Below are 22,096 nucleotides of genomic sequence, written 5' to 3' on the forward strand. Positions count from 1 at the left end.
TAAGTTGACTTATAAGGAATCGCTGAAACTGCGCAGCGATTTCGCCAGTAGTTCCAAACTGCCTGTCCAGGTGCCTTCTGAAGTTGGAGCCTCGGCAACCTGTTGGGTTTTGGTCGCTAACGTACCCATCAGCGACTTAATTTGGGTGGTGTTGGGCGACGTTGCCTGTAATTCGTTACGTAGCGCGTTCAGGTCATCTTTCAGGTGGTCGATGTTAGGGTCGCCCTGCATGGCCTGAAGCCAGCCATCAATCAACATAACTCCCTGCGCCGGGGTTACGCCTGCCTGATGACCATCCCGAAAGGTAGTCAATGTATCTTCGAGCATGCGCTCTTCCAGAATATTCGTTCCCATGTGTAGTTGTGTAATGTAGTGGACCGCAACGTACTGTTTCTGAAAAGCTCATCTTTGCTGAAATAAGCCAAATCAGCGAATAATTGCGGTTTTCAATGAGTAAACTCTGCTCGAAATACTTTGTTTAGTTAAACACAAACCCGTCGTTGAGCCCAACTGCAACGCAGGGGACCAGCGACGGGTTTGGTGATTTTTAGTACTGCGAACGGCCCTGTGACTGCGCTGTGGCCGAGTCGCCGGTACCGCCTGATACGCCTATACCACCAATGCTACGAGATTCGGTCCGGCGGGCATCGTCTTTGTCCATGCTCTGGCTATCCTCGTCTTTGGTGTCGTCAGCGTCGCCACTTCGGTAAGCTCCTTCCTCGGTGTTCTCTGGCTCATCGTCGGTAGAAGTTGTCTCCTCATTGCCGCCGTCGCTGCCGGTTGTATCGTCCATACCAGCTGCTGCTGCCGGACCGTTGCTGGTTGTTCCGCCCGTTAACCGGCTGTGATCGTTATCGTCACCCAGGGCAGAAATTCCGGATCCGCTGTTTGTTGATTCGCCCCCAACGGTACTCGTCATAGGTGCCTGGCTACCAGCCTGGGGCTGCTCACCCGATCCACCCAGTCGCTGGCTAAATCCTTCCAGGGAATCGACCAGTGGCTGTAGCTTAGTCTGCACGGCCGAGTCGGCGGTGTCGGCAGTTTGTTTGGCCTGCTGAGCTAAGTCCTTTAACAGTTGCTGAATATGAGAACCGTCCGGCGAGCCACTCCGTAGTTCGGTGCGGAGATCGGTCAGTTTCGTAGCGATTGAGTCCTTGGCCTGCTCATCCGTGTGTAAAACGCTGATCCAACTGTCAATTAATGAAATACCATCAATGGGCGACACGCTAACCGCGCCCCCGTTAAAGGTATTAACGGTAGTATCTACCAGGTTAAATGCGTGCTGATCAATAGCCATAGTTTTCTGGGTTTAGGACTCACTAATGCTGGCAGATACCTGGCGATGCAGGTTTTCCAGCGTAGCGATCAGTTGAGAAAGTTCTTGCTGTTCGGCGCTGGCTTCAGCTGATTTCATGACTGCCTGCGTCTGACCGATCAGATCCTGCAAAATGTCAGCAACTGCCGTTGGGTCGGGATCACCTTCTGTTTCTTCTGTATCAAGTTCGGCCCGAAGTTCTTCCAGCGTATCCGCAATTTCGTCCGTTGCGTCGTCACCAACTTGGTCGAGCCGGTCAAGCCATCGGTCAATGAATGACAGACCATCCTGTGGTTCAATATTGCTAATACCACTGTCGAAGGCGTTGACCGTTTCTTCGATGAGCGAAGTTTGATTTTGGTCCTGAGAAATCATAACGTATTGAGTTTAGGAGTTGGCGTTTGATTCCAGCGAAAACTGGCTGAACTGCTGGGCAAAATCGTAGAGAGCTGAGGCCAGGCTCTTCAGCTTATTTTTTGCCTCACCTTCGGCCGTGTTGTTGGCCAGGTCCGAGGTTTCACCAGCCAGATTGTGTAAAAGTTCGTCGATCTTGTGCGTATCGCCTTCCGTGAGGGCATCCCGTAGCCTGGTTAGGGGCTCGGCTACCCACTGAGTGCTGACGTCTGACTGAACGACAAAAATCCACTCCTGCACCAGATCAGCACCCGACGTAGGGTTTGATGCGGCAACGCCACCGCCCAGCAGCGACAACGTATTGTCCAGGGCTGAGTTAAATCGTATTTTAGGATCTTCCATAACGTGATAAGAATTAGCTTTGAAGGAAAAACCGGTGGCAATCGGGATTGTTTTCTGTTGAGCTGCGTTCCGTCGAAAATTCCCACCGATTAAATAGACTATTGAATGGATTCACGCCAATTGCTTACCGAGGTGAGGTACCAGTTTGCCCGGAGTGGGGGCGCAGGTGGGCAAAATGTCAACAAGGTGGCAACGAAAGCAGAGCTGCGATTTAACGTACGCAATTCGGCCCTTCTGACCGATGAGGAGAGGGCGGTGCTGGAAGCTAAACTTGCCGCTAAACTGACAACGGATGGCGAGCTGGTGCTAACGCATCAGACCGAGCGCACGCAGTTGGCTAATAAAGAAAAGGTAACGGCCAAGTTTCTGTGGCTCATTGATAAAGCGTTTACGCCCGACAAGCCCCGCCGGGCTACGCGCCCCTCCAAAGCGGCCGTTGCCGAACGAATTACCGAGAAAAAACGGAAAGGTGACGTAAAGGCTAACCGCCGAAAGGTTGATTATTAACTATTAGGTATCTACCTAGACAAACGGGGGACCAGTGCTACACTGGTCCCCCGTTTGTCTAGGTAGGTAAATTCTGACTAGAAGAGATTGGGGTAGTCGGTGATGATGCCATCAACCCCGAGTTTTACCAGACCGTCAATTTCAGGCTTCGTGTTTACCGTCCAGGGAATAATCTGCATACCCTTGTCGTGGCAGGCTTTCACCGTTTCAGCCGTAACGCCTTTGTAGTATGGGCTATACGTCTTTGGCGTAAAACCTAACGTAGCCAGATTCTCATCAACTGACTTTGTATTCGCTGTCAGGTACGCGATGGCCACCTTTGGGTATTCCTTATGAATCAATTGCAGTGGGCGGGCGTCGAACGATTGAATGTTATACCGCGTACCTAATTTCTGCTGGCAGATCGGCATAACCAGTTTGACGAATTCGGCGGGCTCGGGATTGTAGACACTATCCGTAGCCGGGCTCATTTTGATCTCGATGTTATAACGGGGTTTTGGCAGTTTCTTCGCTTTCGCGTAGGCCTCAACCGAGTCAATCAGTTCCGTCAGTAGGGGTTTGTAAGCCCGGAAGTTTTTCTGCTCAGGAAACTGTGGATGCTTTTTGCTGCCTACGTCGTATTTTTTGATCTGGTCGTACGTAAGCTGGTAGAGGTTGATCGATTTCTGCTCATCAGCCGTAACGGGATTTCCATCAGGTTTGGTCGTAATGTCGGCCGACATATACGGGTCGTGCGAAACGACAACCTGCTTGTCCTTCGAAATGACCACATCCAGTTCCAGCGTTTCAACGCCGATGTCCATAGCTTTTTTCATGGCCTGGATTGTGTTCTCGGGCATGAGGCCGCGCGTGCCCCGGTGTCCCTGCCGGTCGAGTTTGTTTTGTGCCAGTACCAGATGAGAACTAAGCAGCAGACTTACCAATCCAATCGTCTTGATCATTGTCAATGGGTAGTTGTTAAGCGAGGTATTGACCAGGCGTAAAAGTAATAGCCTGATCAATACCTCGGCGAGAAAAGAAGTTAGAAACTATACCGTGCGCCCAGCTGAATTTGGAACGGATCGCCCGAAGGCGTTACCGCGCCTGAATTGTTAACCCGATAATTATACCGCTGCGTCGACTGGGTGAAACCTGGAATCGCTGCGTTGCCACCGCTGGCTGGAACGCCAAGCGCATATAGGGTTTGGGTGCCTAGTGACAAGTTTGTCCCCCGGTTCCGATTCAGCAGGTTGGCGAAGTTGAAAATATCGGCCGACAGCTCAATTGCGTGAGTTTTGTAGATGCGGAACCGCTTCAGCGCCCGGATATCCAGTACACCATAGAAGCCGTTGATGCCGCCGTTACGTTGAGCAATCTTGCCTGAATAGGCATCGATGTAATTTTTCAGGCTCTGGCTGGCGTCGGGATTGTCGAGTAGCGTTTGCAGGCCCGTACGAACGTTAGCCGGTGTTTCTGCACTATTGCGGTCGAAAACAAAGGCCAGATCGTTTGTCGCCACGAAGTCGCCGTTGGTATTAGCCCCCGACAACAGCGAGTAGCGGGTGCCGCCGATGCCCGTGTACCGAACGCCGAGCGTAATGCCAAAGAACGAAGGCAGTGTACCGTAGAATACAACCTTGTTACGGAAGTGGTTATCCGAGTAGGTGATGTTGCTCAGGTTGCGCGGATCATCTTTTACGGGCAGTACCAGCGTAGCCGTGTTGGCTACGTTCCCGTTGTACGTTACGTTGTCACGAGTATCGTTCCAGGTATAGCTCGCCGTGATTTCCCCATCGCGGAAGTACTGCCAGGTAGCATCAACGACAGCGGCAAACTGATTAACGCGGCCTTCGCTATTCAGCTCCAGCACCCGGCCCAGCTTGTTGCTAAGCCGTCCCCGCTGCCAGTCGGTTACCCCGCTCGACGTAATGCTGGCCGCCGGTACATAAACCCCCCGGTTATCTTCATTGGCCAGGCGGAAGAACGGATCGGCCACCATGTTCCGGTCGGCGTACATGTAGTTGTTACGGCCCAGCGACATATAGCCCGAGATACCCACCTTCAGTTTATCGGTCAGGAAGCGTGAGTACGATACGTTAGCCTTATACAGCGTTGGGATTTTGGCGTTCGGGCCGGTCATGTTGATCGTTGGTACCTGGAACTGGGCCAGTGTTGGAATGCTGGCGTAATTCTGCCGGTATGCCGCAAAATTGGGCGTAGGTACATCGGTACCCCGCACATCGACGGTGGCGAAATGCTTGCCGTCGAAGGTCAGGTTGTTGATCAGCATGTAGTTGTTGATGTCTGATGCGAACACCCCGGCACCAAACCGAACGAAGTCACGGTGCTCGTTATTGACGTCCCAGTTAAACTGAATACGTGGCTGGGGAATAAAGGTCTTGATTTGATTATCCGTACGTAGTTTCAGCTCGTCGAATACCAACTGGTTAAATTGTGCTTTCGGATAAACAGCGTAATCGAAACGCAGCCCGGCGGTCATTTCCAGGCCTGGGGTCAGGTGCGTTGTCATCTGCCCATAAACACCCGCGTTGAGAATGTTGCTGTACACCGTCGGATCGGCTACGAGCGGTACCTCACGGTAGAACCGGTACGGTTGCAGGTTGTTAAAATTGTCAAGCGCAGGAGTTACTGTTACAACGCCATTAACAACGCTGCTGCTTTCGTTATAATGGAATCGTCCGTTCACTTCACTGCCGTACAGTGACTTGGCGTGGGTATACATCAGATCGACTCCGAACGTATATTGAATCCGGTCAGTGTTGTAATAGAAGTTGTCAACTAGTTGCAGCACATTGTTCGTAAAGCCTTCCTGCGCGAACCGGTGGCCGCCCATCTGAATGTTGGTTGACAGCGTACCTCCCTCGATGGTCGACCGTACCGTCTCAACGATGTTACGCGGGATGTTTGAGGCTGGTAACTGATCGCCGGGGCTGCTTTTCTGGTACGTAAACAGGTGTTGCAGCTTCAGCTCATTAGTGATCTTCGGCGTAAAAGTCGTACGGAGTGTGGCCAGCAAACTGTTGTCGACGTTGTAGTCATTACCATACGATTCAAACGCATTGATCGACGTGTTATCGGCGAGACCCAACTTGTTGCGGTCGTTGGTGTAGTTGTCGCGGATGGTCAGCAGGTTATTGGCGTTGATCTGCCAGTCGATCCGGGCGAAACCAGCGTCAGTACCCCGTCGTTTCGGGAACGTACCAAACTGCTGCGTGTTAGCCATACCGTATTTGTTACGGGCGATAGTGACAAATTGATTGAGCGTTGCGTTCGTTACGTTAAACCGGCGCTCATCGAGCGACGTCTGAATGTCAGCGATAATCAGGGGACGCGAATCTTCCTGGTGATCCCAGACCACGAAGTAGTGTAGTTTGTCTTTGATGATCGGTCCGCCCAGCGAGAAACCAAACTGGTTGGTCGAGAACGGTACGTTGCGTTGGTTACCCCGAATGTCGTATTTGCTCGATAGCCAGTTCGCGCGGGTGTAGTTGAAGATGCTACCCGTCAGCTTGTTTGTGCCCGATTTGGTTACGGCGCTCACCAAACCACCCCCGGCCCGGCCGTAAACGACGTCGTATTGGTTGGTAATTACTTTAAATTCCCGAACGGCCTCGATCGAAATCGAGTAAGGCGCTCCGCTGCGGCTGGTCGTCGAACCGGCCGACGTCGGGTTCTTCGCGTTCATCCCATCGATCGTGTAGTTGGTCGACGAACCAAGCTGTCCTGACAGGCTACCGCTGCTGTTGGTCAGGGGCGACAAGTTGATGAGCTGCGTAAAATTACGTCCGTTGACGGGCAGTGACACCAGCGACTTAGCGTTGATGGCCGTTGCTGCCCCCAGAATGTCCGTTTTGTTTTTCAGACCCGAGGCCACAACCTGTACCACTTCCAGATCCTGTCCGGTTTCCTGCATGGTCAGATTGATTTTAATGTCATCGCCCTGGTTAACCATGTACCCCGTCCGACGCTGTTCGCCCAACCCAACGGCTGTAACGGTAACTGTATATGGTCCACCCAGTGGAATTTCTTTGAATACGTACTCGCCCTTTACGTTCGTAACGGTACCGGTTGAAAAACCCGTTGACTCATTTCGTACCCGAATGGTAGCGCCTGGCAGAGGGGCATTGTTTTGTTCAGAGATAACTCCCGAGATAGAAGCCTGTGTCGTCTGGGCCAGAAGCCTATCAGGCAGACACAAAATGGAAAATAGTAATAAAACAATAGAGAGTAGCCTGTTTCTCATTACAATAATGATAGATTTTACTATTGCAAAGAGAGTGTAGATACGTTACCTGGATGTTAACCGTCTATTACCAAAACATGACTTTTGGATCATACTAATAGGCCTGTACTTCATGCTAAATTCACAAACGGGTAGCTGTTATCTCGTTTGATAAATAATCGGTCCGCATGAAAATTGAATAAGGTAGACGTATAAAAGGGATACCATCTATGGCCGTAACACCTGGTTAATACGCGAGCAAAAATGGTAATTTACCGAGATAGAGGTCAGTCGTATCTTGCGCCAAAAACAGTATGATTCGGACATCGATTATTCTGGAACTTGACGGAAGATGGCCTATATGGCATCAAGAAACGGGATTGGCAAAAAACGCCGAAGTGGCAAACTGGCTGTTTACGTTCTGCGGCTGGAACGACGGGAAAACTCATTACCCAAGCTTGTGTATCCGGCAAATACGGGAAGAGTGGTCTGAGACCGAGCCCACAACCCCCTGTGATACACGGGAACACTGGATACTAGGCAATCGGCTTCTATTGAATTAGATACAAGGGGCCGTCTGCATAAAGTAACCAACGCCAAGGCGGGTCAGTAAAGTCGGCTGACCGCGTCGACCAGGCTGGCCGAGCCAATGACCAATGGTGTGCGTTGGTGCAGTGTCTCGATTGGAATATCGAGGATGCGTTTTCGACCGTCGGTAGCGCTACCTCCCGCTTGTTCAACCAGAAACGCCATCGGGAAACATTCGTACAGGAGTCGCAGCTTACCAGCGGGGGCTTGCCGGGTAGCGGGATACAGGTAGATGCCGCCCTTCAGCAAGTTCCGGTGTACGTCGGCGATTAGCGCGCCGATGTAACGGGCCGTAAATCGGTGCTCACGGCACTGGGTAATATACGTTTGAACACTCATTGGGAAATCAACCAGATTTCCCTCATTGCAGGAGTAGATCCGGCCGTCGGTTGGTGTGGTCAGGTTAGGGTGCGACAGGAAGAACTCGCCCAGTGATCCATCGTATGTAAACCCGTTAACGCCCTGCCCCGTAGTATAAACGAGCATGGTCGAAGTACCGTAGAGAACGTAACCGGCGGCAACCTGGTGATGTCCCCCCTGCAAAAAATCACCTTCCACGACTGCACTCCCAATCGGGGACTCCCGCCGGTAGATGGAGAAGATGGTACCGATCGATACGTTGACGTCGATGTTTGATGAGCCGTCGAGCGGGTCAATGGCCACAACGTATTTTCCCTGCTGGTTACCTGTGTGAACAATACTATCTTCTTCCTCCGATACGATAGCGGCTACTTCGCCCCCGTTTCGCAGGGCGCGCAGAAACCGGACATGAGCAATCATATCCAGTTTCTGCTGTGCTTCGCCGTGTTGGTTTTCGGTACCAAAGCCCCCCGTGATGGCCAGTAGACCCGCCCGGCTGACTTCCCGCTGTACGATCTTGGCCGCCAGCGCAATATCCCGCAGTAATTGCGAGAGTTCACCGGTAGCCGCTGGAGACGCCTGCTGCCGACGTTTGATGAACCGATCCAGCGTCGTCCCGACCGGAACGGCAACGGTTTCTTCCGAGTAACTGGGCATATGTTCAGAAAAGACGAGGATGTGCGACTAAGCGAAGAGAGACTCGGTCGGTCCTTCTTCCGTGTTTTTTCGATAGGTCAGGTAGTTGTCCCGGAATGCTCGTGCCAGCCGGTTGGCCGTTACGTCATAGTCAATGGTTCGTGCCCAGGTCTGACTTGGATTGAGGAGTTCGGCCGGGATACCCGGACAGCTGCGCGGAATCTGTAAGCCGAAGGGTTGCAGCGTCTGGTAGTCGACTGAATTCAGGGTCCCGTCGAGAGCGGCCCGGATGACAGCACGGGTATACGCCAGTTTGATTCGTTGGCCCGTCCCGAAAGAACCACCCGTCCAGCCCGTATTGACCAGCCAGACCGGTACGTCGTCCGCTTCCAGGTGTTTACCCAGCAGGTTTGCGTAGTCAAACGGATGCAGTGGCAGAAACGCTGAACCGAAACAAGCCGAAAAGGTTGGTACGGGTTCTTTGATGCCTACTTCCGTACCAGCCAGCTTGGCCGTGTAGCCCGACAGGAAGTAATACATGGCCTGTTTAACTGTCAGCCGGGCGATGGGAGGCAATACCCCGAAGGCATCGGCTGTCAGAAAAAACAGATGCTTGGGAGGGGTTCCGATCGACGGTATTGCCCGGTTCTCAATAAAATCAAGGGGGTAGGCTGTCCGGGTATTTTCAGTTACGGACTGGTCGGCGTAATCGACGGTCAGGCTGCCGGGCGTAAAGCGCGTATTCTCCAGAATCGCGCCCGGCCGGATGGCCCCGTAAATTTCGGGTTCGTGTTCCGCGCTCAGGTTGACGACCTTGGCGTAGCAACCTCCTTCGAAGTTGAATACCTGATCGCTCCAGCCGTGTTCGTCGTCGCCGATCAATCGCCGGTTGGGATCGGTCGAGAGCGTTGTCTTGCCAGTACCTGATAAACCAAAAAACAGCGCCGTGTCGCCTGCCTGACCGATATTGGCTGAGCAATGCATCGATAAGACACCCTGACGAGGAAGCGTGTAGTTCAGCACCGAGAAAATGCCTTTTTTCATCTCGCCCGCGTAGCCTGTACCGCCAATCAGAACGACGCGCTTCGTGAAATTGATGATCGTAAAGTTCTCCTGCCGGGTACCGTCGGTGATGGGATCGGCCCGAAAACTGGGTAGGTTCAGAATGGTCCAGTCGGGGGCGAAGTTAGCGCGTTCGGCGTCGGTCGTTTCGATAAACAGGTTGTGGCAGAACAGATTATGCCAGGCCAGTTCGTTGATCACGGCGATGTTAATAGCGTAGCGTGGGTCGGCACCGGCCTTGACGTAGCGCACGAAGGCTGTTTTATCGGTCAGTGAATCAAGCATCCGCTGGTGCAAACCATCGAATTTTGCCGAACTGAACGGTTGATTAACCGCTCCCCACCACACCGTTTCAGCGGTCAGGTCATCGCGGACGATGAATTTGTCTTTGGGAGAACGCCCCGTAAACGTACCGGTGTCGCACATCAGCACGCCTGTATCGGTTAGCACCCCTTCGCCCCGCTCCAGGGCCAGATCGGTTAAAGACGATATGGACAGATTTAGCGCTACGGTTGTGGTAGGAGGTAGCCCTAATGCCTGCATCAGGCTCGTGTCAGTTTCGGGAAGTGTTGGAAACGCGTTCATATTCATAGGGCAAACAGGTTGTTGGTTAACAGATTGACTGACGAAAGAAGGTACGGGTTACCGATTCAAAACGGGTTCGGGAGCGGGCAGGTCGGGGACGGAGGGAGGGGGCGTGTGGCTGTTGAAGGCTTGTTCCATCATGGTTCGGTCGAACGCCTTTTCGTTGTTGGCCAGGAAAACCGTGGCGACGGCGTTACCGATGAAATTGGTGATCGAACGCGCTTCGGACATGAACCGGTCGACGCCCAGCAGCAGGGCCAAGCCTTCCACCGGAATAACCCGCACGGCCGTCAGCGTACTGGCCAGCACGACGAAGCCGCTGCCCGTTACGCCCGCTGCCCCTTTCGAGGTGACCATCAGAATACCGATGATCGTCAGAATCTGCGAACCGGTTAGTTCAACGCCAAAGACCTGCGCCAGAAACAGCGTGGCCAGCGACAGATAAATGGTAGTACCGTCTAGATTGAACGAGTAGCCCGCCGGAACGACCAGCCCCACTACGGGTTTAGCGCAACCCATGCGTTCGAGCTTTTCCATCAGGGCGGGTAACGCAGCCTCCGACGATGAGGTCCCGAGTACGATCAGCAGCTCCTGCCGGATGTATTTCAGGAACGACCACAGATTGATTTTGTAGTAGCTCAGGATGGCATTGAGTACGACGAATACGAACAGAAACATAGTGACGTATACCGTTGTCATCAGCTTGGCAAGTGGCAGCAACGTACCGATACCATACTTCCCAATGGTGTAGGCCATACCGCCGAACGCACCGATCGGAGCAAACCGCATGACGATGTGCAGCCCTTTGAATACCCATTTCGACGCTATCGACAACCAGTTCAGTATCCGCTCACGACCTTCGTATCGGCTCAGGACCATACCCACGACGATCGATACCAGCAGTACCTGTAAGGTCAGGTTGTCGGCCAGGAACTTGAGCCATGAGAACGACTCAGCCCGTTGGGTATACTGGCTGATGGCGCCACCGTTGAGGTTGCCCGTTGCCACGCCATCGCCGGGTCGAATAAAATTGGCCACGCCAACGCCAATCAGCAGAGCCAGTGTTGTCACGATTTCGAAATACAACAAGGCTTTTCCGCCCACCCGGCCCACCTTCTTCAGGTCGCCCATGCTGCTAATCCCCAGCGTTATGGTCAGGAAGATGATGGGGTTGATGAACAGCTTCACTACGTTGATGAACCACTTGCCCAGAAATTCCAGCTGAACGGCAGTGGCGGGCGCGAAGTGGCCCAGCAGGGCACCCGAAACAATAGCGGTGAGTACCCAGAATGTTAGATTGTTTAGTAGCTTTTTCATTCAGTTGTCAGAGAAACAGGTAAATCAAAAAAACAATGGGTAACGACAGCGGGATACCAATACCGACCATCTGCGACGCCAGCGGGGCGTTCAACTGGTAGCGGCTCGCCAGAATAGCCGCCGTGTTCATAGGACCAATCGCGGAGCCCAGTACGCACAAGTCGGCAACGTAATCGTGGCGGCCCAGCCAGAGCCGACACAGGGCAAAAACCAGCAGCGGGGCCAGCAGTAATTTGTACGATAGGCCCAGCAGGAGTCGGTATCGTTCAGCGGGCTGAACTCGCCAGCGCAGCTGCAAACCGACCGATAGCAGGGCAAGCACTGAAAACGGTGCACTAATCTTTTCCAGTAGATCACGCACCAGCGTAGGATGCCGGTAACCCAGGCCGTTCGCGGCAAGCGCCAGCAGAAAAACCGGAAAGGGCGGAAACCGGAGCATATTGCTTAGTAGTTGCCGCAACGAAGGCTGCTTGGCCGTATGCCAACTGGCTAATGCTACACCCAGCGTCATGGCTACGCCGAACGTACCGGCCTGACTCATTACGATACCCACTGCCAGACCCGCTTTGCCGTAGAGTAGCTCGAACAGCGGGAAGCCCACAAACGAGACACTGCTGATGCCACCGGTAAGTTGAAGCGAACCCAGTGTAGGGCTATCAAGCGCCTGACTAGTGCTCCGCAGTGATCGGCTAATCAACCCAAAGAATAGTAGACCTGTCAGGAATACGAGCCAGGGAACCAGCACCGGTAACCAGAACTCCCGAGTCAGATGCATGTCTGGAATGTAGAGCAACGTCAGTGCCGGGATAAATACCGTCACCAGCAACTGGTTCACCGTCAGGTGAGCATCGGCGGGAATTACCCGACTCTGTCGTAAGAGTACCCCCGCCAGCAGACAAACCAGCAACAGCGCCACATTCACCATGATCGGTTCGGGTTGTTCGAGCTTCTGTCATCCCAGGCCGTCCGGGATGACAGAAATACCTCATGAACTGCTAAAAATTAACCATTAGGTTGGTATAGTAGTACGTTCCGTTGAAGCCGAACTGGTTGGCGTTACGGGTGTACGGTACCTGTCCGTTGCTATAGGACGCGTAATTGGAGAAGACCCGATCCGGGTATACGTTTGTAATGTTGTTACCGCCAAGCGTTAGGGAAAACATCTTGTTGAAGGCATAGACCGCCGATACGTCGAACAGGTTCTTGCCGCTGAAGGTCTGTACGCGGTGGGGCAGACCACTCGGCTTTTCCCAGGCCGTTACAGAACCAAAATACGTCGAGCGCAGGTTTACGGTCAGCTTGCCCATCTGATAGCCCAAGGATACCAGGACTTTGGTCCGGGGCTGGCTTGTTTCGATCAGGGCACGGCTCACGGTGTCAATCAGCAGAATCGGGGCGGTCGTGCCCGCCTGCAACTGCGCGGGAGTACCTTTCGTACCGACAATCGTCGTCTTGTTTACCGTCAGGGCTACACTGGCCGTAAAGACGTTGTTGCGCCGGAGGGTCTGCCGGAAGGATGTTACAAAGTCGATCCCCCGCGTCTGGGTATTTACCTGATTGGTAAAGAACGTGATCTCCTGTAAGCCGGGGAACAGCGGTCGCAGGGCGGCAATGTTAGCTACCCGTAAGTTCTCCGTGATGATAATCCGATCGCGGATGTCGATCTGATAAGCATCGAGCGTAAACAGCAACCGGTTTTGGGCGGCTTTGGCGGTTAGGCCCAGGTTGTAGTTCCACGACGTTTCTGCCTTCGGGTTTTCAATGCCGATCTGGTTCAGGCGGGGATCGCTGTTGGGAATTTCCTTGGTAGAGGTCACAACGCCGTTCTGAACGGTCGAGGTGGTAACGGCATTGGCGACCTGTTGCAGCAATGGTGCCCGGAAGCCCCGGTTGATCGATCCGCGAACCGAAAAGTTGTCGTTCAGTTTGTAACGAGAGGCCAGTTTCCCCGACAGGTTGCTGCCGAAGTCACTGTAGTTTTCATAACGTAACGCCCCCTCCAGCAGCAGCCGCTCCGTCAGGTCACTTTCCACGTCTACGTACAAGCCTATGTTCGAGCGCGTCCGGTTGGTCTGGTCATCCAGCCCGATGCCGACGCGTCCCTGCGAACCGGGAATCTTGTTGTTGGTTGCCGCCAATGGGCCGACCTGATAACTAGCTGGGTCCCCCGCCTTTAGCTGGAACTGGTCGACGCGGTACTGCGCACCGATGGCAAGGCTCAGCGTTTTAGTACCCAGCGCGCCAAACATCGTTTTGTTGACGTTGATCTCACTAACACTTTGTCCGAAGGCAATGCGGCCCACGTAAAAATCTCTTGGAGAATTGGCCCCCAACGACGCGTTGGTCGAATTCGTTACGTTCTGGTCAAGGTAGTTGTAGCCATAACCGGTGCTCAGATCCAGATTCCAACCCTCGGCTACCTTTTTGCGAATCCCCAATACGGTTGAATAATCCTGTACCGTGCCGGGCAGCTGGGGCGTAAAGCCGTCGGGATAAATGGTTGGATTGGTCGTGCCGACGGTTGGGATGGCCGTACGGAAAAAGCCCAGTGCGTTCACTCGTTTGCGCGAGAAGCCGCCAAATGAATAGAGCGTCCAGTTTTTGCTCAGGGGAATTCCCGCGTTGTAAAACAGTTGCCCTGATTTCATGGCGTTACTGCCGTATTGCGTTACCCGGAATGTACCATATTGGCCATAGACACCCCATGCTTCACGAGTTGATTCGTCGGTCGTGCGATTGGTTGTGTAAATGCCAGTATAGGCTCCGCCCGGAACGGGTTGTGGGTTGTAGGGGTCCGAACGATCGGTACCAGCGACATCCTGGTAGCTGCCCGTCAGGTTCAGGTAACCGTTCTTTCCCAGCCGAAACCCATAGTTCAGCCCCGCCGTATAACCACCCCCGTCGCCCCGGCTTGTAACGCCGTATTGCAGCAGCGCGCTACCCGTACCGACCGATTTTTTTAGGTTTAGATTGACAATCCCGGCGATGGCGTCGGAACCGTACTGGGCGGCTGCCCCGTCGCGCAGGATCTCTAACCGTTCGACCGCCAGCGTTGGCACGGCGTTCATGTCCGTGACGACAGTACCCTTACCCACCGTTACGTTCAGATTGACGGCTGCGAACTGGTGTCGGCGTTTACCGTCGACCAGGACCAGCATCTGATCGGGCGACAGTCCTTTCAGTGACGCTGGGTCGGCATAACTGGCTACGCCATTGATGCCATTTTTGGCTGAATTAAAGGAGGGCGATGTAAACTGCACTTGCTGGCTCAGTTCAACCTGTCCCGTCGATTGCAACTCTTTTGCCGACAGCACGTCGACAGGTACCGCCCGCTCTACGTCGGTGCGCGCTACGCTCGACCGTGAGCCTACCACGGCCACTTCCTGAAGCAGAGACGAACTCTCTTCCAGTATTACGTCGACCGACGTTTGTCCCGTCAGGGCTACTTCCTGGTTCTTGTAGCCAATAAACGAGAAGATCAGCGTTTCGCCCGGCTCGGCTTCCAGCTTGAATTGACCCTGGGCGTCGGTCGATGCGCCCCGCGTTTTGCCTTTTACCGTTACGTTAACACCAGGTAGGGGCTCACCGCTCTTCGCCGTGACTTTACCCGCGATGGGAGGGGCGGTGGGGGCGTTTAGAGCCGACGAGTTATCGGTCGTCGTGTTCAGAACAATCTGCTGGCCAATAACCCGGTACGTAATGTTAAGTGGGTTAAGTAATTGATTCAGCACGTTGTCGAGCCGCTGTTCTTGCACTGACACCGACACCAACCGATCGGCCTTAATAACTTCGGCGCTGTACATAAACCGAATATCGGTTAGTTGTTCCAGCCGGTTTAAAATCGTGCGGGCGGGCTGGTCAACAACTGTTAGCGTGACCCGGCGACTCAGGACTTCCTGCGCCCGACCTTCGTGAGCGATTGAAATAGTCACAAACAGAAGCGCGAGAACAAGCTGGCAGACAGTAATTTTCATGATTGCCCACAACAATGCTGGTAAAGTTGACTGGCGATGCATACTTTTAAGCTGTTTTTGAAAGGTTTAGAGAAATTCTGGACAAAAACGATCCCTTCGCCCGGTAATCGGGTGTTTCGCGGACACGAAAGAAGAGGGATTTCAAAGCCGGTAATGTGCCACCATTACCGGCTTTGCTGTAAAAAACGGATACTCAATGGGCCATAGGCATTAGTCAGTCGGTTAGCGATTTAGGAGCAATAGATTTAGTAGCCGGCGTACAGCCCCGGCTGTCGATGACGACCTGCCCGTCGATAACCTCATGCCGGGCGTGGGTAACTTCACTGATAAGCGTCAACTTTTCGTAGAGAGACTCGTTGGTCAGCTGAGCCGTCAGCGTGCAACGAGCCAACGCATCAGCATCGTACACGAAGTCAACCCCATAAGCTTTCTCCAGGCGGTCAAACACTATGGGTAGAGGGGTATCCACAAAGTTAAAATCAGGTCGCTGGTTGTCCGGTGTGAGCAGAACCGGATTCTCGGCTAGCGTTTTAACCAACCGGGCATCTGCCGGATAAAATACCGCCCGCTGGTTGGGCGTAAGTACTACCGCATTATCCAGTTCTTTACCTGATACGTTCGAGGTGGGACGGTCGAATACCGAGACTTTGCCTGTTCGTACGGTAACAGATACGTTAGCTTTGCCGCCAAAGGCTTTCACCCGAAAACTCGTTCCCAGTACTCGCGTAACAATTCGGTCAGTCACGACCAGGAACGGCCGCTCGGGCTGACGGGTTACGCTGAAAAAGGCTTCTCCCGTCAGAAACACTTCACGTTTGGTTGCCGAGAAGTGGTCGGGAAAACGCAGAAAGCTACCGGGTTCAAGGGTAACCTGACTGCCGTCGTCCAGTCGAATCTGCATGGGGTGCGTCGTGTTGTTCATCCGTACACTCAGCAGCTTCACCTGCGTTGGGCGTTCCGTCGACCACTGCCAGAGACCATATCCGAAGAGTCCCAGCAACAGTACCACCGAAGCCGCCATCCGGAACCAGCTCTGACGATAAACGGGCAGGGGGCGGACAATGGTTGTCGGTGCGATGGTACCTGATTCCGTTTTGGTCTGAACGTGTGCCCACATTCGTTGCCGAATGGTCTCGCTTTCCAATGAGTTAATCGGTTGCTCCACACCAGCCCCCATCGATTCGTACCAAGCTTCGACACGCCGGATTTCCTCGTCGGTGGCCCGCCCGGTCTGGTAGCGACGTAAAAGTTGACGAAAATCGAATTGAGTCATAAGGCTGCTTGAACGCATAGCTGGTCGTTCATAGTGTAAGTCAGCCTGTTCGGTACTTAACCCTAAAAGAAACTATTGAATAATGTAAAGTTTATATTTTCGGTATTCGACGGTGTAATATTTCTTGATATTATTCTATTTGCTAATTGATAAAGAAAAATAAGGCTAACGTGCCAAGATCACGTAAATTTTCACGAACAACCTTTAGAGCCCGAGTTAAGTGGTATTCGATGGCTTTTTCTGACAGGTCGAGCCGTTGCGCAATTTCAGGAATGGTAAGATACTCAAACCGGCTTAAGCGGAACACCTGCTGCGACTTTTCGGGAAGCGTTTGTAAACTCTTTTCGATGGCATTCGTCAAATCCTGCAATGCCAACTCATCGGTAGATTCCGTATCAGTCTGCATCAGAAACGACTCGTAGTAAGCCACAAAGCGCTCGTGCACCCGCAGCGACTCAATGTGGTTGATAATTGAGAACCGCAAGGCGGTCAGTAGATAGGGGCGTAGGTCGCGGATATGGGCCTCCGCCCGCCGGCTCCACAGACTGACAAATAAATCCTGCACCAGCTCTTCGGCTGTTTCGCGAGTGCGCAGCTTTTGATAAGCCAGTCGGTATAACAGGCTCCAATAGCGGTCGTAGATTTCGGCAAACGCGTTCCGATCACCGTCAGCTAGCGCCGAGGTGAGTTGATCATCAGCATACTGGTGATACGTAGTTGAGGCCGGGGACGGCATGAAGTCAAAAATAACAGAGTCTGTCACAAATGTATGTAGAAAACCATTTTATCACTATTTGTTGAAATATTGTTACTAGTTTGGGTTCGGTTTATGCTATGGGGTTACGAATGAATCGAGGGGCGTCAAAGTCTAGTCACATCTATCTATGTAATCCTGATTGCATACCGCCAGGTTGTATAGTGTTGGGGCAAGTACGTTCTCTGCCTGTTCAAACAAGACTATGCCACGTTATGATGGCTACTGGGCAAATGATTGGTTGTTGACATATTCAACGTCATGTGGTGAAAGTAATGTCTCACATACTCAATTACGTATGCCAAATCTGAGAACTTGATTGATGAGATGGCAATTTGCGACATTATAAGACTCCAGTTGATTATAATGTTGTCTAGCTATTGCTGTTACCCAAAACGGGCGTTTTCTGGAACAGTTTCTAGCGTGGACAGAATCTATGAGTAACCCCAATGGCATTCGCTTACGAGCGTTGGCAACCTAGTAAATCAGCAGATTCAATAGCGGACAGAAAAAGCGAGAAAGACTCCGCCAATACGGCAACTTGTGAATCGGTCCTAGTTGTCACGATCCACCCCTGATACTGTCGCTTTTACACAGCGTCAAACGCTAAAAGGCTCTCTATCTTTGGGTATTCGATCACCTCGAAAAGCAAAACCAGATCCTGTTTCGAAAAATCCAGTCAAAGCAGGCAATACCGTTTCATCAATACGACCAATAGCAAGCACTATGGCTGCCCGATCTCAATCCAGCGAACAACAAAGTAAGCCATACGACAAGGGCTATGCGCCTGTTAATGGAATCGATCTGTATTACGAAGTACATGGCCAGGGCAGCCCGATCGTCTTGCTGCATGGTGCCTATATGACCATTGAGATGAACTGGGGTCAATTCATACCCGAATTATCAAAAAACAGAAAAGTCATTGCGATTGAATTACAGGGACATGGACATACCCCCCTTTCCGATCGAAACTTGTCAAGGGCTACTTTAGCCCGGGATGTGGAAGGCCTCCTGGATCACCTCAACATTGAGCGTGCGGGTGTAGTAGGCTATAGTTTTGGCGGCTCTGTGGCTTATCAGTTTGCCATACAAAGCCCTGGACGGATAAGCAAATTAGTGATCATTTCGTCGACCTATAAAAGTAGTGGCTGGCTACCCGAAGTGACCGACCGGTTTAAGCAAACTAAGCCTGAGTTTTTCACAAACACGCCTTTACAAGCGGCCTATGAGGCTGTGGCGCCGGATAAAAGCAACTGGAGGGCGTTCGTATAACAGATGATCGCTTCGGCTTCAACCCCCTATGACCTGGGTGATGCCAACATTGCGCAAATTGCTGCGCCAGTACTGCTCGTCGCTGGCGACCATGACGGTTTGGATAAACTGGAATTGATACGAACGTATCAACTCTTGGGCGGTGAACGCAGTACTGATCTGGGTGTAATGCCATAATCCCAATTGGCTATTGTTCCTGGGCAGGGGCATGTCTCTCTGATGATGCAAACGGACACCCTCTTAGGTTATCTGGATAGCTTTTTACAGTGAATATACTAGCTTCGGGGTCTGATCGCCTACCAACTGCCGACGCTGTGTCCATTAGGCTCTGACCTGACAACTCTATTCTTTCAAGGGATTTGTACTCCAAGACGCACAGTCTCACAAAAAGGCTAGAATTTGGAGCAACGCTTCGTTCCCCAACTACAAATACCTAAACGCCGGGAGTAGAAACAAATGAGTGACCTCTTTCACAAGAGAAACCACACGGCCGACAACTTGGTATGTTCCATGAAAACAAACATAGTTATTGCATTACTACTTGCTTTCAGTCAGAGTGCCTGTGATAAGCCTGATGGTGAACCTGTTGCTCATGCTGATCTTGAAGGCAATTGGTCCGGAGATCTTCAAACTCAACAGCTTGGCAGTTGTAGCTGGAACACTCCAAATGCAACTGCTACAGCTACGTTTCAGCTAGTTGGCTCTAATCACACAACGGGTACCGTTAAGGCTACAGTTATCCAAACAATCGGACCAAATAGCATTCCTGTGGAATATACAGGTACTATCAATGGTACTAATGTGGTCATGAGTAATAGCAACAAGGCTATTTGTGATGGCGTATCCCGTACCTACGTCGCTCGTTTGACCGGTACCCTCAACGGGAATACACTGACGATGATTAGTCGTGACACCCTTTGTCCAACCCAGGCCTGTATCTTCCTGCGCACTCTACGATTGACCCGTTAGATACGTGCTATTGAAGCCCTGTAGCACGATAGCCAGCTGGTCCGATAGGTTAAAAGTTAACCGGCTGGCTATCTCTTCAATCGCTACTTAACAGCAGCTAGTGCGGCAGCGTAATCAGGCTCTTGCCCAATCTCCGGTACCTGTTGTTCGTAAACAATTTTCCCTTCGGGATTCACCACAATCACTGCCCGACTTAATAAACCTTTCATGGGGCCATCGGCAATTTGTACCCCATAAGCATGGCCGAAATCAGTTCTGAAATCCGACAACATCACCACATTTTTGATCCCTTCCGCCCCACAAAACGCTTTCTGAGCAAAGGGTAAGTCTTTAGAAATACAGAGCACGGTAGTGTTTTGTAGGCCGGCAGCATCCTCATTGAATTTGCGGACCGATTTGGAACAGACACCGGTGTTCACACTAGGGAAAATATTCATGATTACGTATTTGCCTTTGTAATCCGCTAATGTATTATCCTTGAGATCAATACCGGTTAAAGTGACTTCTTTAGCCGATGTTCCCACCGGGGGCAGTTTACCAACGGTATGAATTGTTTTTCCCCCTAGAGTAATAGCTGTGCCAGTGGTTTGTGCTAAGCCAACACTTGGAATGAGTATGCCTGCTAAACCCAGAAAAAAGAGTGTAAAGGCGCCTATAGATTTTTTGATTCCAGTCATAAAGACATGCCATTGATTGTCGTTCGCCAAATGTACTAAGAAACCCTTGATGAACATCCACCAAGCCAATCGAAACAAATCGGCAATGCTCGATCGACACGAATCCGATTAGAACTGGCGAGGCATGATTGACCAGATGAATCGTGGTTAAGGAACTAAAACTGTCTCAATGGGCAAGTCAATCCTCCTATTGGGGTAGTAAGGGACGGATTGGCTGCACACTCCTACGGGCCTAGGGAAGGTCCGCTTATTTGAATTCTATTTTCTTCTCAAACGCTCCGCTTGAGATGAATAAGGGTTCATTGAGTTGTCCCTTGACTGGTGCAACTGAATGAACCCTTATTCTTTTTATTATCTATCTAATTGATGCCCGGTTGCGACTGGCACAAGCTGAAGGGGAAACAAGGGAAAAATCTAGCTTTTCCGTTCTTTTCTCATTAACTGTACTTGAAACCGCTTTCGGGTAAAGCGACAAGCACTTATTGATCTCAAGGGTAGCGGCTTTGATCGTTCGCTAGTTCAGCTTAACGTTCTGAGCTGCCATTTGCTTTTCCAGGGCAGCGTGATTAGACAAAAACTGCGCGTGCTGTTGCTCCGTACGCGTTGTTCCCAGCCCTTCTAGTTGTTGCTCCAGCTCCCTAGCAGGTAGATCCGCTCCGTAGCAGGGGGTACCGGGCTGCTGCCGCCACGACTCATGCAGACTACCATTATCCACCGCGTCAAAGCCCAACTCCTCCACCAGAGCCATTACTTTCTGCTTGGCCGCGGGGTCATCGCCGGCCACAGGCAGAGCGATACGGCCGGGTGTACCGACGGGCTTGCCCGATTTTTCAAGGTGATTGGCCATGATATTATTGAACACCTTTACAACAGGCCGACCAAGGTGCTGCGCTACCCACTCACTCTCGGTCAACTCCCCCTGCTCCAGTTCGGGGATGCGTCCATCCCGCAACAGAGGATAATAATTACTGGTATCAATGACGGTTACTTCAGCGGGTATACCCTCGAACAAAGTTTTGGGCAAATCGGGAATATTTTTCAGGGGAATAGTCACCACGATGATTTCACCGTAGTGAGCTGCTTGCTCGGCGGTAACGGGAGTAGCGCCGGTTTTTTTTGCCACCTCACCCAGCGTTTCCGGGCCTCGTGAATTGGCAATCGCTACTGAATGGCCGAGGCTTGTGAGCCGGGTGGCAAGGGCACTACCAATGAAGCCAGCGCCAATGATTCCTATTTTCATTATCGGTACAATGAACAAGTAAGTTATAGATTGGGGTTTCGCCCAGGTGGGGTTTTAACTCCCGGATACGCCAATTGTTTATGCGCCTATGCCAGGGCTGACCAGTAGCCAGGCAACCAAACGTGCGAGGTAAGGTTTTACTTGGTTTCAATAGGATCAGGGTGTTGTCAGATAAAGGAGACTGGCTAACGCAGTAGAAGCCACTACAGTCTGAATCTAATGGATTCTCAACAATCGCTCCTTTGTGAGAGGGAGGGGCTAGGAGTGATACCTTAATTTTCGGGCGTTTCGGGAGATGGTATTTTGCCTGAAGTTTGTACTGTTGTTAACATATAAGCACTTATATAACAGACGGACCATATGAAATTAAAAAGACCTATTAAAATCGTACTAGTCCCGATAGCAATGTTTCTGGGCTGGCTAGCGATGGGAATAGGTTATACTATACCATTAAGTCCTTCAATAAATACAATACTATTTGTTGGAGGTTTCTTCGTCTGCATTGGAGGAATAATTTGGCTTAGAGCGTGTTTTGGAATTAGATTTGGCTTGATGGCTGTATTCGTTGTAACATAATCTGAATGTTGGC

At 51.8% G+C, this 22,096-nt stretch carries 19 protein-coding genes; 4 read left to right on the forward strand and 15 right to left on the reverse strand.

The features are described from left to right. Positions 1 to 9: 9 nt before the first annotated feature. The 4 genes from ACYVAD_RS23280 to ACYVAD_RS23295 form a co-directional block, all read right to left on the reverse strand. Positions 10 to 354, reverse strand: coding sequence for a hypothetical protein (locus tag ACYVAD_RS23280; protein WP_461141939.1), 345 nt, complete (start codon positions 352 to 354; stop codon positions 10 to 12). Between the two features lie 193 nt (positions 355 to 547). Further along, positions 548 to 1,297 (reverse strand): hypothetical protein, encoded by a 750-nt coding sequence (locus ACYVAD_RS23285; RefSeq protein ID WP_461141940.1) that lies wholly within the window; start codon positions 1,295 to 1,297, stop codon positions 548 to 550. Between the two features lie 12 nt (positions 1,298 to 1,309). Beyond that, entirely contained in the window at positions 1,310 to 1,690 is a 381-nt protein-coding gene (locus ACYVAD_RS23290; RefSeq protein ID WP_461141941.1) for a hypothetical protein, read from the reverse strand. A gap of 12 nt (positions 1,691 to 1,702) precedes the next feature. Next, positions 1,703 to 2,071, reverse strand: a complete 369-nt coding sequence (locus ACYVAD_RS23295) for a hypothetical protein (RefSeq protein WP_461141942.1) — start codon at positions 2,069 to 2,071, stop codon at positions 1,703 to 1,705. 105 nt (positions 2,072 to 2,176) lie between these two features. Here ACYVAD_RS23295 and arfB point away from each other — a divergent pair, with 105 nt between their 5' ends. Next, positions 2,177 to 2,578, forward strand: a complete 402-nt coding sequence (arfB, locus tag ACYVAD_RS23300) for an alternative ribosome rescue aminoacyl-tRNA hydrolase ArfB (protein ID WP_461141943.1) — start codon at positions 2,177 to 2,179, stop codon at positions 2,576 to 2,578. Positions 2,579 to 2,655: 77 nt separating this feature from the next. Here the strand turns inward: arfB and ACYVAD_RS23305 are convergent, their stop codons facing one another. From ACYVAD_RS23305 to ACYVAD_RS23345, 9 genes are all read right to left on the reverse strand, one after another. Next, positions 2,656 to 3,519 carry a glycerophosphodiester phosphodiesterase family protein gene (locus tag ACYVAD_RS23305; protein ID WP_461141944.1) on the reverse strand — a complete coding sequence of 288 codons (864 nt, stop codon included), beginning with the start codon at positions 3,517 to 3,519 and terminating at the stop codon, positions 2,656 to 2,658. An 80-nt stretch (positions 3,520 to 3,599) separates the two neighbouring features. Then, positions 3,600 to 6,821: a TonB-dependent receptor gene (locus ACYVAD_RS23310; RefSeq protein WP_461141945.1), complete on the reverse strand. Its 3,222-nt coding sequence runs from the start codon at positions 6,819 to 6,821 to the stop codon at positions 3,600 to 3,602. A gap of 585 nt (positions 6,822 to 7,406) precedes the next feature. Then, positions 7,407 to 8,405, reverse strand: coding sequence for a class 1 fructose-bisphosphatase (gene fbp / locus ACYVAD_RS23315; protein WP_461141946.1), 999 nt, complete (start codon positions 8,403 to 8,405; stop codon positions 7,407 to 7,409). Positions 8,406 to 8,432: 27 nt separating this feature from the next. After that, a complete protein-coding gene (gene pckA / locus ACYVAD_RS23320) occupies positions 8,433 to 10,037 on the reverse strand; it encodes a phosphoenolpyruvate carboxykinase (ATP) (RefSeq protein ID WP_461141947.1) in 1,605 nt (534 codons plus the stop codon). A gap of 51 nt (positions 10,038 to 10,088) precedes the next feature. Next, on the reverse strand, positions 10,089 to 11,348 hold the full coding sequence (locus tag ACYVAD_RS23325; protein ID WP_461141948.1) for a cation:dicarboxylate symporter family transporter: 1,260 nt from the start codon (positions 11,346 to 11,348) through the stop codon (positions 10,089 to 10,091). Between the two features lie 7 nt (positions 11,349 to 11,355). Beyond that, positions 11,356 to 12,273: an AEC family transporter gene (locus ACYVAD_RS23330; RefSeq protein ID WP_461141949.1), complete on the reverse strand. Its 918-nt coding sequence runs from the start codon at positions 12,271 to 12,273 to the stop codon at positions 11,356 to 11,358. Positions 12,274 to 12,343: 70 nt separating this feature from the next. Then, complete coding sequence (locus ACYVAD_RS23335; RefSeq protein ID WP_461141950.1) at positions 12,344 to 15,280, reverse strand: TonB-dependent receptor domain-containing protein; 2,937 nt, start codon at positions 15,278 to 15,280, stop codon at positions 12,344 to 12,346. 256 nt (positions 15,281 to 15,536) lie between these two features. Continuing rightward, positions 15,537 to 16,595 carry a FecR family protein gene (locus ACYVAD_RS23340; RefSeq protein ID WP_461141951.1) on the reverse strand — a complete coding sequence of 353 codons (1,059 nt, stop codon included), beginning with the start codon at positions 16,593 to 16,595 and terminating at the stop codon, positions 15,537 to 15,539. Positions 16,596 to 16,737: 142 nt separating this feature from the next. After that, entirely contained in the window at positions 16,738 to 17,358 is a 621-nt protein-coding gene (locus ACYVAD_RS23345) for an RNA polymerase sigma-70 factor (protein WP_461141952.1), read from the reverse strand. Positions 17,359 to 18,075: 717 nt separating this feature from the next. Here ACYVAD_RS23345 and ACYVAD_RS23350 point away from each other — a divergent pair. The 3 genes from ACYVAD_RS23350 (at position 18,076) to ACYVAD_RS23360 (ending at position 19,590) form a co-directional block, all read left to right on the forward strand. Beyond that, complete coding sequence (locus tag ACYVAD_RS23350) at positions 18,076 to 18,621, forward strand: alpha/beta fold hydrolase (protein ID WP_461141953.1); 546 nt, start codon at positions 18,076 to 18,078, stop codon at positions 18,619 to 18,621. Between the two features lie 3 nt (positions 18,622 to 18,624). After that, positions 18,625 to 18,798, forward strand: a complete 174-nt coding sequence (locus ACYVAD_RS23355; RefSeq protein WP_461141954.1) for a hypothetical protein — start codon at positions 18,625 to 18,627, stop codon at positions 18,796 to 18,798. Positions 18,799 to 19,131: 333 nt separating this feature from the next. After that, positions 19,132 to 19,590 (forward strand): hypothetical protein, encoded by a 459-nt coding sequence (locus tag ACYVAD_RS23360; RefSeq protein ID WP_461141955.1) that lies wholly within the window; start codon positions 19,132 to 19,134, stop codon positions 19,588 to 19,590. An 83-nt stretch (positions 19,591 to 19,673) separates the two neighbouring features. Here the strand turns inward: ACYVAD_RS23360 and tpx are convergent, their stop codons facing one another. After that, the gene (tpx, locus tag ACYVAD_RS23365) at positions 19,674 to 20,267 is read right to left on the reverse strand and encodes a thiol peroxidase (protein ID WP_461141956.1); all 594 of its coding nucleotides are present in this window, start codon (positions 20,265 to 20,267) and stop codon (positions 19,674 to 19,676) included. 514 nt (positions 20,268 to 20,781) lie between these two features. Further along, a complete protein-coding gene (locus ACYVAD_RS23370; RefSeq protein ID WP_461141957.1) occupies positions 20,782 to 21,507 on the reverse strand; it encodes an NADPH-dependent F420 reductase in 726 nt (241 codons plus the stop codon). Between the last annotated feature and the right edge of the window lie 589 nt (positions 21,508 to 22,096).

This window comes from Spirosoma pomorum, assembly GCF_054776615.1.